Genomic DNA, 12,178 nt, shown 5'->3' with positions numbered 1-12,178 from the left:
TTGTATTTACAGATTCTTGCTTGTCATTTCGACGAAGGAGAAATCACATTCAGAGAGCGACGTACTGTGTGTCTTTACTTTATGTGATTTCTCCTTCGTCGAAATGACAAAAACTAAACGAAAGAAACGTTACGTTTTACTTCACAAATTTTATAATTGCCATTTCTAATGCTAAAAATAACAGTGCAAAGATAACAAACCATTTCCAAATTTGACTGTCGGTTCGCTCAGTTTGCAGCGTATTAAAAATGGTAGAAATCGTATCGGCAGTTTTAAAATCCGAAATAATATTTGTATTCACCTGACTTAAATCGCTTTCACTTCTTTTGTAATTGAAACTCAGATTTTCAACCCATTCTTTTTTATCAAAAACACTATAATTTCCTGCGGTTTCAGGAAAGTCATTAAAGGTTAATTTTACTTTATTATTCAGGATTTGCTGAATCGGAATAAAAGAATCTTCAATTCCTTTTACTTCCAGAATTGCATCTTTTGTCAATAAAACATCCACAAAATAAGGCTGGTTATTGCCAATTGTCAATGCATTGACTCCGGTTTTTTGATTGTTTTGACCCATTTTATAAAATAACGGAACAATTAAAGGTGATTGCTGAAAGTTTGAATTTGTTGTGTTTATTGGAGCTGAAAAAATAGTAATTCCAGAAACCGGATTTTGAATCGCGGTTACAAATACGCTTTGATCTTCATAAGATAAAACGGCCGGATATGGACTTGAAATATCAAATGAACTATTTGTTTTTGGATATTGAAAATTAGTGATCTTGTTTTCAAAAACCCCTGTAAACAAAGGATGATCGAAATTTATTTTGGTAATTAATTTACTTTTATTCTCTAAATTTTTAAACTGAACTTTTCCAAAATTCCCTAAGAAAGTGTTTAGATTAGAAATTGAACTTTTTTCTGAAGGAATTACAACCAGGTTTCCACCTTTAGAAACAAATGCTTTTAAGGTCGTTTGTAAAGCCTGTGGAACTTCTATTAATTCGTTCAGGATAATTGTATTTTGTTTGTCTAAACTATTATAATCTAAACTGCTGATCGAATAGTTATTATAATTGAATTCTGCCGAAGTATAAATTCTCGATAAAAAATTGCTTTTTTCAGGTTCTCCAATACTAATAATATTTGTTTTTTTAGTTTTCGAAATACTAAAATAAAGTTTGTTATCATAAGTCAGACCATTGTCTTCAATAGTTACATATCCATGAAAAGCTTCTTTTGGAATTGTAAAATTGATTTTCTTTTTCTTTGTATCAAAATTGATAATTGTTTTGGCAATCAGTTTGTTTTGATTGTATAAAGCCATAGAAACAGGTTTGAAATCTTCTCCATAAGCAGATAAATTAACGCTTATTTCATAGAAATTTTCTAAAGTCTGGTTGATAAAAACGCTGTCAATAGCAATGTTGTTTTTTTGTTCAGCTTCAGGAATAATGAAATAAGGTCTCTCTTCAGTATCCATGTTTTTCACATCTTTTTCTGAGAGACCAACAGCATCTGTAATAATGACGATATCTTTTTTATGAGCTGATTTATGTGCTTTTATTTTTGCCATAATCGACTGAAGCTCAAAAGGTGTTGCGCTGTATTTTAGATTTTGCAAAGCACCCTTGGATGATTTTATATCTGTGTTCCAGTAATTTTCAGTGTTTGTTAATAAAGAAAACTGGGCGGTTTCCGGAGTATTTTCTAATAATTCCTGAACAGCACGTTTTAATAATTCGCCTTTTTTTCCTTTGGCTTGCATACTAAAGGAATTATCCAGGATAATATACATTTCATTAGCGGCATTTTTGCTGTCTTTGGCTTCAAAAAAAGGTTGGGCAAATGCCAGGATAACGCAAGTTAACAATAGCAAACGAGTGGCTAATAAAAGTCTTTTTTTAATTTTTGAACTTTTGCGGGTCTGGATCGAAAGTTCTTTTAAGAAGCGAACATTCGTAAAGTAAGAGGTTTTAAAACGTCGTAATTGAAATAAGTGAACCAAAATTGGAACAATCAATAAAAACAGAAAGTATAGAATTTCGGGATGTTTAAAATGCATTCTGGCTTAGATTTATTTCACTACGTTTTGTAGATGCTGGTCAAAAATACAAATTTTTCGTCAAACATATAGGTATATTTAGTAAACCATATAAGTAATCTAAGAGATTCAAATTATACTAAAAGTTAAATGAACTTACATTACTTATAGGATTTGAAAATTACACAGCGGAGTTTGAAAAATGTAACTTTTGCAATTTCATTTGTAACAAAAAATAAGCTTCTAAAAGATATTATTGAGTATTTTAGCATTCAAAAAACAATTAAAAAATATGAAGAGATTATATATAATGCTTTTTTCGGCTTTAGCTTTACAAACTCTGCAAGCACAAAATAAATTTAATTTATTAGTAGGAACATATACCAACACTTGCGATAGTAAAGGAATATATGTTTATGAGTTTGATGCAGCTTCCGGTGATTTTAAATTAAAAAACTCATCTGAAAATGTGATAAGTCCAAGTTATTTATCAGTTTCAGCAAATAATAAATTTATTTATGCAGTAAACGAAAACGGAACGCAAAGCGCTGTAAGTACATTTACTTACGATTCAAAAACGGGTAAACTTAAGCTGTTAAATTCTAACTCTTCTTTAGGAGCTGATCCTTGTCATTTAATAAACGATGATAAAAATGTGATCGTTGCCAATTATTCCGGCGGTAGTATTGCAGTATTTAAGAAAAATGCTGACGGAAGTATAACCGAAGGACAACAATTGCTTCAGCATGAAGGCAAAGGACCAAATGCGGCACGTCAGGAAAAAGCACATGTGCATCAGGTTGTTTTTTCTCCGGACAAGAAATTTGTATTATCAAATGATCTGGGTCAGGATAAAGTTTTTATTTATAAATACAATCCGGGTGCAGCACATGAAGTTCTTACGCTAAAAGAAACTGTTGATGTAAAATCAGGAAGTGGCCCAAGGCATTTGGTGTTCAGTAAAGATGGTAAATTCGTGTATTTAGTTCAGGAATTAGATGGTACATTGACAACTTTTGCATACAATAAAACCGGAGGTTTAAAGCTTTTAAAAGAAACCAATATAATCCCGAAGGATTTTAAAGGTGCTAATAGTTCTGCAGCAATAAAAATTTCGCCTGACGGAAACTTTCTTTACGTTTCAGATCGTGGAGATGTAAATGCTATTACAGTGTATCAAATTCTAAAAGACGGAAGTATTAAATTTGTAGAGCAAGAAAGTACTTTAGGAAAAGGACCAAGGGATTTTGTTATTGACCCAACAGGAAATTACCTTCTCGTCGGGCATCAATATACAAATGATATTATTATTTTTAAAAGAGATAAAGCAACCGGAAAACTTAAAAAAACAGGAAAAAAGATCGAATTGTGTTCACCGGTTGGACTTGTTTTTACCAAAATATAGTTTTCAGTCTCGGTCTCAGTTTTCAGCTTCTTAGAAGTACTGAAAACTGAAACTGAAAACTGAGACAAAAAAAATCCAAATTCCAAGTTGTTGAACTTAGAATTTGGATTTTTTTATTAGATTTTTAGAGATTACTTGTTCTTATCTTTTCTCTTTTTATCTCTTGTTTTCAACATATTTCGATTGACAGATCCGTGGGTTTTCTTTTTTGTTTTAGAAGGTCCGCCCAGATTCACTTTTTTATTCTTTTTATCTTTTTCATGAAAAGCACCGTCACCTGTCAGTTTTTGTTTTTTCATTAAAAACTTAATCGGTTGTTTGTCCTTTTCAGGTTCGATTAATTTGGATGAAATTTCAACTTCTTCAGGAAAATCTGCAATTGCAAGTTCCTGATTCATCAATACTTCTACTTCTACCTTAAACTCTTCTTCACGAGGCGTGATAAAGCTAATTGCGGTTCCTGTAGCATCTGCACGACCTGTACGACCAATTCTGTGCATGTATAGCTCAGGAAATTCAGGAAGCTCGAAGTTGATGACGTGAGAGATATTCGAGATATCCAAACCTCTCGCCATAATATCAGTCGTGATTAATCCGCGAAGATTTCCTTCCTGGAATTCAGCCATTGTACTCAAACGATAATTTTGAGATTTGTTCGAGTGAATTACTCCAAACTGACCTTCAAAATCCTCTTCGATTCTGGTATGAAGCATATCCGAAATCTTTTTATTATTCACAAAAACCAAAACACGTTCCATGCTTTCGTTTGTTTCTAATAAATGTTTTAACAGATTTACTTTTGTATTAAAGTTAGGAACATTATAAGTAACCTGAGTAATGTTTTCAAGCGGAGTACCTGAAGCCGCAAGAGTAACTTCTTCCGGGAAATCAAAAAAGTCATTCAAAACAGCATCAACTTCATCAGTCATTGTTGCAGAGAAAAGAATGTTTTGACGTTTGGTTTTCATCATCGCCAAAAGCGCTGTTAATTGTGTGCGGAATCCCAAATTCAGCATTTCGTCAAACTCATCGATTACTAATTTTTGAGTTTCATCAAAACGAATTACGGCATCAAGCGCTAAATCCATTGTACGTCCTGGTGTTCCTACTAAAATATCGACACCTTCATAAACGGCTTTTTTTTGTGTATTGATATTTACCCCACCAAAAATACCAAGTGTTTTAACCGACATGTATTTGGTCAATTTCTCTACTTCTTCTACCACCTGAACGACTAGTTCACGTGTTGGAACCAGAATTACAATTTTAGGTGTATTGGTTGGTGTAAATTTATATAATTTTAAAAGGGGCAATAAGTAAGCAAATGTTTTACCGGTACCGGTTTGCGCAATTCCCATCATATCGCGGCCAGACATAATCACAGCAAAGGATTTTTCCTGAATAGGAGTAGGCGTAACAAAGCCTAACTCATCGATTGCTTTTTGTACTGATTTTGGAAGATTGAATTTTTCGAAAGTGCTCATTTACATTAAATTTTGTGCAAATGTACATTAAATTGACGGTTAGAGCACTAGATTTTTCTAATGATCTAATAATTGAATAGTGTAATGTGTTAGTTATCAGTATTAAAACCCCTCGAAAACCCCTAGTCCAAACAGTGCAAAATCATATTTTACAGGATCTGCTGCATCCATTTTCCGAAGTTTTAAGTCTAATTCAGTCAATGCTTTTCCGTCGTTTTGCTTTCTGGTCAGAATTCCTAATTTGCGGGCAACATTACCGGAATGTACATCAAGCGGACATGATAACAAGGCAGGTGAAATGGTTTTCCAGATGCCTAAATCGACACCTTTTGTGTCCTGGCGAACCATCCAGCGTAAATACATATTGATTCTTTTTGCTGCCGAATTATTCAAAGGATCTGAAATGTGTTTTTGGGTTCGCGGCAAATGATCGATTTCAAAAAATATTTTTTTAAACTCGTGAATGCTTTTTTTTAAACTGTCTTTCTCCTGATGTTTTGCAAAAACAGATTCTAATCCGCCGTGATTTTTATAAATGTGCTGCAGTCCTTTTATGAAGCCGCCAAAATCTTTTCCGTTAAAAGTACGGTGAACAAAATTTTCAAGGCGAACCAGATCATCATCAGAATGTGACATGACAAAATCATAAGGCGTGTTGCCCATTAACTCCATCATTTGGTGCGAATTTTTGATAATCATTTTACGATTTCCCCACGCAATTGTTGCGCTCAGGAAACCGGCGATCTCGATGTCTTCTTTTTGAGAAAATAAATGCGGAATCTGAACAGGATCACTATCAATAAAATCCTGATTGTTATATTGAATGACTTTTTCGTCGAGAAATTCTTTGAGTTCTTTTTGGGTCATGATGTAATAAAAGTTCTTGTGAGTTAAGTTTACCCAAGGATTATTAGAGGGCAAATTTATAATAAAATAAAATATACAAAAAAGATATTTTACTTTCTGATGATAGCTGTACGTAGTTGTATGCGTGATTAAGTGTTTTTTTAACATTTGTAAAGTGCAAAATATTTTGCAATTTATTTTTTTTCGAAAAAATCTTACAAAATAATTTGCTCTCTATAAATTATTATTTGTATTTTCGTACATAATTGATTCTGACTATCAGTCTTTTTCTTATAAAAGATAATAAAGTAAAAAAGAGATATTCTAAATCAGTTACCATTCCTCTTTTCAGTTTATACTAGTCAGGCATGATAAGGAGATATTAAAAAAGAACACATTTTTAACATTTAAATTATTTTTATTATGGCATTTAAAGCAATTTTAGAATTTGAAGGAAACGAGTATCAGGTATTATTTTCAAAAGTAGAAATGATGCGGCATACTGATGGTAAAGGCGCGGTTTCGTCTGAAATAAAAGGAGGCAGATTAAATATAAAAGTTAAATCTACAGAAAATACGACTGTTATTGAGCAGGCGGTAAACAGCCAGCACAAACCTGTAAGCGGTAAAGTAAAGTTCTTTAAGCCCGATTCTGAGCAGGTAATGAAAGAGATTACTTTCGAAAATGCTTTCATTGTATTCTTCAGCGAGCAATTAGAGGCTTTGGCAGAAAATCCAATGATTACTGAAATCACTTTCTCGGCAGAGAAAATTGTATTAGGTAATGCAACATTAGACAACAATTGGGCTAAAGTCTGATTTTTTTATGGCAGGAAGCCTCAGCCTATGTCGCTTCCTGTCTTTTTTATCACTTGAATTTATTCTCATTCTATTTACTATAAGCAATTCTTTAATCTTTTATACGCCATAAACATGCAGCAGGAAAAAATAACTTTTGGAATTGAGGGACAAGAAGTTTTACATTTTGATTCTATTAAACTAAAGCAAAATATAAACGATCACCATGAATTTACTATAAAAGTACCTCATACAGTCATAGAAAAAAGGCTGGCATATACCATAGAGAATGCACAGCAATGGCTTGGAAAAACCGTACACATCATTTTAGGAAATAAAAATAATTTTCTGGGAATTATAACCAAAATTCGACTAGCCCAAAAGAACCATGACCAGGTAGGCAATAAAATTATTATCTCCGGTTTTTCTAAAACCATATTATTAGAATCCAGCAAAAAAATGCATTCCTGGGAGGACACTACTCTTCAGGAAATGATTCAGGAAATTATTAAAACGGCAGCAGGGGATCAACTGCAAAACCAAATCCTACCTGAATATACGTCTAAAATAAGCTATCAGACCCAATATTTAGAAACTGATTTTCAATATATTAAAAGACTGGCGAGGCAATACAACGAGTGGTTGTATTATGATGGCGAAAAGCTGGTTTTTGGCAAACTTGCTAGTCATGAACAACCTGTAAGTTTAACCTTTGGCATAGATTTACTTACACTGGATATCAATATAAAAGTAGTTCCTGTTCAGTTTAGTGCTTATACGTATAATGATGACATCAATAAACTGTATCAGGCCAAAACGAGTAACGAGGTCAAAGGTTTATCTGCACTTGGTAATCAGGTTTTAGAAGCTTCACAAAATCTATACGCTACTGCCTCTTTTGAATATGGAAACCTGGCAACAGGATACGACATGTATTTAGAGCAAAATTTGAAAAAACGACAGGAAAGTGCCATGGCCGATGCCAATTTTATCACCGCGACAAGCCGTAACAACAAACTAAAAATTGGCAGTATTATCAGTATCGATGCACGCGAAGAAATAAGCGTTAATGAAGCACATTTATCCGGACGCGATGCGACAAAAACTCAATTTAAAAATCAGCAGATTGGGCACTACATCATTACCCAGATTACGCATTTGGTTTGTGACTCCAGTGTATACAAAAATAGTTTTAAAGCCTTGCCTGCCTCTATAAAAAAATTACCGGAACCAGTAGTGTCATTGCCAAAGGCCAGGATTCAACAGGCAAAAGTAGTCGATAATAAAGACCCACAGGGTAAAGGAAGAATACGTGTAAGTATGCTCTGGCAGCAAGTTAAGCAGCAAAAAACACCCTGGCTTCGCGTTATGACTCCTGACGCAGGATCGAGTGAAAGTGTAGGCACTAATAGAGGTATGGTTTTTATTCCTGAAATAGGAGATGATGTTGTACTAGGTTTTAGATACAGTGACCCAAACAGACCCTTTGTAATGGGAAGTTTGTTCAACGGAGAAACAGCTGCAGGAGGAAAAATAAATAATAATATTAAGAGTATTTATACCAAAAGCGGACATCGAATTGTTTTTGATGATACTGATGAAAATGAAAAAATAACAATTCAGGACAATAAAGGCAACCAATTTCATATTGATAGCGCAACCGATACTATCGATGTTGAAGCTTTAAGTATCATTAACCTGAAAGCAAAAAATATAAATCTTACTGCCAGTGAAAATATCACAATGAGCGCAGAAAAAAGCATAAATATAAATGCAAAAGAAAACATGCTTTTATTTGGAACGAAACAAGTAGTGGTGCATTCTGATAAATATGTAGACATTGAAAGTTTTGAAGATTTACAGCTTACCGCTAAGGAAACCAATCTAAAAGCTACAGATTTATTAGATCTAACGGCTAAAAAAATGAATATTGGGGCCCAAACGGATTTACTGCTAAGTGGAGATGAAGTAGTTCTAAACGGAGTAGAAAAACTGGAAATTAAGTCACCTGATATCAACGAAGTTTCAAGTACGGCTACGTTCCCTTTTAAAGAAAGAGTGGTTAAAAGAGAGATTATAGATTTTATTAGTAACGAAAAAATATAAATATGAATAGCGCAAAAGGTTATTATTATGATTATGAAGGGAATTTTTTAGGAGGTCCATACAAAGGCAATACTAAAGTAAAAGTTTGTAAACAAAAAATAAGAGAAGTTAAAATTGAAAAAAATGAAAAGGTTCCCTATGATATATTTAAATATCCGATCGATTTGAATGTAGATTATGTTGATTTCATTAAGGTTGCTGGTATTGTAATGGGAGAAAGTTCAGGTATAAATGGTTATAATTTAAATGGTATGTATAAAATTTTAGATAATCGAATAAAAAACAAATATTACATTTCAAAGGAAGATTCTTTTTTAGAGAAAAAAAATATCGCAATGTGTTGTATAAGTAATGCCTGTGAATATTTTAAAGGTATAATTGACAATGGACTTAAAGGTAATTTTTCGTATGCAATAGGAACACCGAGGTATAATTTACTAGTAAATGAAGATATTGAAAAGCGAAATTCTAAAGAAGAACTAAGAATTTCTATAAAAGCTACTTTATTAGGAATAATGGATTATAATAATAAAATAAAAAAGGGAATAGTAGTAGCAACTCATTGGGACGGTGTTGATGTCTTAGAAAATTGGAATTGGCCTCATGAAAGAAACAGAGCAGGCACAATTGATATTGAAGGGAATTTTTTAAAATATATTAATTATCTATTAAAAATAAGCCATCCTAAAACAGGACTAAAAGATTGTCATACAGAATCAGAAAATATACAAAAGAAATATGATCTAGAAATTGATATTAAAAAAAAGAAAAATATACCCGAAGCTAATAAGCAAAAAGATATCGAAGAACTTGAAAAAAGGAAAAATGAATTATCAAATTTCGAGAAGATTAAAAATGCAGAAGCCTTTAAAAAAGTAAAAGAAATGCATAGTTCTTTAAAAGGAAAACAATTAAGTCTAAAAGAAGATTTTGAAGATGAAAATACTAAATCATCAGCAATAAAAAAAGGTTATTTAACAATGGGATATGCTGGTGCTACTATTTTTTATCTCGAGCACAGGCATAAAGAATTTAAGAATATAATAAATAACCAATTGAAAAAATGAGAAATGTAACTTATATGTTAATTTGTTTTAGCTTTTTTATTCTAATAAGCTGTAATAAAAAACAAGTGCTATCGAAAAATTTAATGTCACTAAATTCAATAATCCCAACAATAAAAGATTCAATGTTTTATTATGCATATTATAAAGATTATTATGATACTAAGGATAGTATTAATAATGAAGAAATAGAATATTTAAAAGAAATATTTGATAAATCAAAATTTATATATTCAGATAAAAGAAAATATTTAGTCATCAATCCTCGTACAATAGGTGACGAAATAATTAGGGTTTATGGCTATAAAGAGGATACAGTGAAAAATTTATTCAAATTATACAACGATTTACCTGCAAATGTGAATTATGAACCAAAATGGAAAATAGAGAACTCTTATATTATAGTTCATGGAGATTATCATAACGGATTGTCCAGAGTAAGTGATTTCTATTCATACGATTATATATATGGCATTAAAAAAGACAGTTTAGTTATTTTAGATTCAATTATATCGAGGCATAGGGAAAATAAATTTAAAGATATTGGTGATAAAACAATATTAGTTGGATCGTATGCAACTGCAATTAATTGGAAATTTATTTCTAAAGATTGTATTTTAAAAGAAATTCAAAGTGGAGAAGTTAATCCTTTGCCAAGAACCGATACTATCATTTTTAAACCTAACTCTAAAAAATCAATAGAAAAAAAATGTTTTAATTAAGAATCTTTACCAACAAATGAAACAAACAATAGCTATATTATTCATTTTATTTTTCTTTTCATGCAAAAGTGATGTTGCTAAAAAAGAAGTTGTTACAAACAATTTTCAATTAGATGTGTTTTTAAAGAAATATGTTTCTAAAGCAAATACAGGAAATGATACTATCTATTTAAAAAATCTAAATGAAGCGATATCATTAAACACTAAAAAAGATCAATATCAATATTCAGTCGAAAAATATGGTGATTTATTTCATAATAGACACAAATACATTCAGATTATTAATCTTGATAATAATGAATATAGCATTTATGTGATAAAAAATAAACAAGTAAAAAAACTAATCAGTTTTGAAAAAACAATGGAGTTATATGAAATTTCAATTTATGATATAAATGGTGATGGCTTAGATGATTTTGTCTTAGTATATCAAACAACAGGACCTAAATTGTATCATTTTTATTTACTAAATAAAAATGGTGATGTTGCAAAAGAAATAAAGACATATAATTACTTTCCAATTAAAAATAAGGAGTTCATTCAAGCATTGAATTTTAGATCTCCAATTGTAGAATTGAAAAAGATGAAATGGAAAGAAATAGATGTAGATACGATTGAAAGAATATATTATAATTGGGAACATCCTGTTTATTACAAATCCCAGAAGTATCCTTTTAAAGACTTTGAGGACTCAGACAAACAATATATTTATGACTCTACCGTCAAGGTTGAAATCCTAAAAAAGTTACCTCCTGATTATATAAAAGCAGTTAAGAAATATTATCCTCGATTTGATGATAAATAATTTGTAAGAACGCTATAGATTGATTGTAGAATATTAAAATAATGATAAATATATACTTAAAAATAATCACAGTTTTATTTCTTATCTTATTGATTGGTTGTAAAAATGATAAAACAGCAAAACAATTAATTCTGGAAAAAAAGACAATTGATTCAATTGCAGTTGAAAAGAAACGAACAGAAGAATATAAGGTAACTAAAGCCAATAATAAAGAAATAGTAAGCTCTATTATATTTGAAAATAGAACCTATGACAAAGAGAATGATTTTACAAGTATTAAGTCTGTTTTATTAGAAACACCAATTAATATTAGTTTTGCTGATGTAAGGGTACTAGATTATAGAAAAGAAGTGGTGATTTATAGTTTTGGATTGCAGAATTATTTGGAATATAAAAAGCCTTACAAAGAATATTGCCCTTTTATAAATGGTTATACCAACGAGATGGAATTTATAGTAAGTTATGAAACTCCGGTAAAAATATCATTTAAAAATGGACAATACTTTTGGTTGGGAAAAGACTATAAATGGCTTACTCCCAAAATAAAAGTTACAAATAGTTTGGATTATCAGGATTATGACAAAGATTGGTTTAAAGAAATTAATAACCAACAAGTAAGGATTGGTGGTGGTGATATTATAAAATATAGAAATAAAATATATTTAATATTATATACAAGCTATGAACGCTGGGTGATGCATCATCTTTTTGATATTACAGACACGGAAAATATTAAATATTATATTTTGACTACTATGATAAATATGAGGGATGTTTACGATTCTTATGGCGATTTTAATAACGATGGAAAACTAGATTTTAAACAAAAATATACTTATTTGGAGGATATTTATGACAAATCAAAAGGCCTGTATAAAATCTATACTTTGCCTGAATAGATTAT

Annotated in this window: 10 protein-coding genes; 7 read left to right on the top strand and 3 right to left on the bottom strand. The window is 31.0% G+C overall.

Annotated features, from left to right (window positions below; all coding sequences use genetic code 11):
- Positions 1–136: 136 nt before the first annotated feature.
- A complete protein-coding gene (locus BXU01_RS03505) occupies positions 137–2,065 on the bottom strand; it encodes a BatA and WFA domain-containing protein (protein ID WP_083691712.1) in 1,929 nt (642 codons plus the stop codon).
- A gap of 271 nt (positions 2,066–2,336) precedes the next feature.
- Here BXU01_RS03505 and BXU01_RS03500 point away from each other — a divergent pair, with 271 nt between their 5' ends.
- Positions 2,337–3,449 carry a lactonase family protein gene (locus BXU01_RS03500; protein WP_083691874.1) on the top strand — a complete coding sequence of 371 codons (1,113 nt, stop codon included), beginning with the start codon at positions 2,337–2,339 and terminating at the stop codon, positions 3,447–3,449.
- Positions 3,450–3,580: 131 nt separating this feature from the next.
- On the opposite strand, the gene BXU01_RS03495 is transcribed toward BXU01_RS03500, so the two are convergent.
- Positions 3,581–4,933: a DEAD/DEAH box helicase gene (locus BXU01_RS03495; RefSeq protein WP_083691711.1), complete on the bottom strand. Its 1,353-nt coding sequence runs from the start codon at positions 4,931–4,933 to the stop codon at positions 3,581–3,583.
- Positions 4,934–5,035: 102 nt separating this feature from the next.
- Positions 5,036–5,800 carry a TIGR02757 family protein gene (locus BXU01_RS03490; protein ID WP_083691873.1) on the bottom strand — a complete coding sequence of 255 codons (765 nt, stop codon included), beginning with the start codon at positions 5,798–5,800 and terminating at the stop codon, positions 5,036–5,038.
- 402 nt (positions 5,801–6,202) lie between these two features.
- Here BXU01_RS03490 and tssD point away from each other — a divergent pair, with 402 nt between their 5' ends.
- The 6 genes from tssD to BXU01_RS03460 all read left to right on the top strand — a co-directional run bounded on the left by tssD (position 6,203) and on the right by BXU01_RS03460 (position 12,173).
- A complete protein-coding gene (tssD, locus tag BXU01_RS03485) occupies positions 6,203–6,598 on the top strand; it encodes a type VI secretion system tube protein TssD (RefSeq protein ID WP_055098240.1) in 396 nt (131 codons plus the stop codon).
- A 114-nt stretch (positions 6,599–6,712) separates the two neighbouring features.
- Positions 6,713–8,683, top strand: coding sequence for a type VI secretion system Vgr family protein (locus BXU01_RS03480; RefSeq protein ID WP_083691710.1), 1,971 nt, complete (start codon positions 6,713–6,715; stop codon positions 8,681–8,683).
- Positions 8,684–8,685: 2 nt separating this feature from the next.
- Positions 8,686–9,750 carry a hypothetical protein gene (locus BXU01_RS03475; RefSeq protein ID WP_083691709.1) on the top strand — a complete coding sequence of 355 codons (1,065 nt, stop codon included), beginning with the start codon at positions 8,686–8,688 and terminating at the stop codon, positions 9,748–9,750.
- 83 nt (positions 9,751–9,833) lie between these two features.
- Positions 9,834–10,469: a hypothetical protein gene (locus tag BXU01_RS03470; RefSeq protein WP_123773933.1), complete on the top strand. Its 636-nt coding sequence runs from the start codon at positions 9,834–9,836 to the stop codon at positions 10,467–10,469.
- A gap of 16 nt (positions 10,470–10,485) precedes the next feature.
- Positions 10,486–11,274, top strand: coding sequence for a hypothetical protein (locus BXU01_RS03465; RefSeq protein WP_083691707.1), 789 nt, complete (start codon positions 10,486–10,488; stop codon positions 11,272–11,274).
- A gap of 41 nt (positions 11,275–11,315) precedes the next feature.
- Positions 11,316–12,173 (top strand): hypothetical protein, encoded by an 858-nt coding sequence (locus tag BXU01_RS03460; RefSeq protein ID WP_083691706.1) that lies wholly within the window; start codon positions 11,316–11,318, stop codon positions 12,171–12,173.
- The last annotated feature ends 5 nt before the right edge of the window (positions 12,174–12,178 follow it).

This window comes from [Flexibacter] sp. ATCC 35103 (assembly GCF_001975985.1).
GTDB lineage: Bacteria > Bacteroidota > Bacteroidia > Flavobacteriales > Flavobacteriaceae > Flavobacterium.
This window is presented reverse-complemented; position numbering and strand designations above follow the sequence as displayed.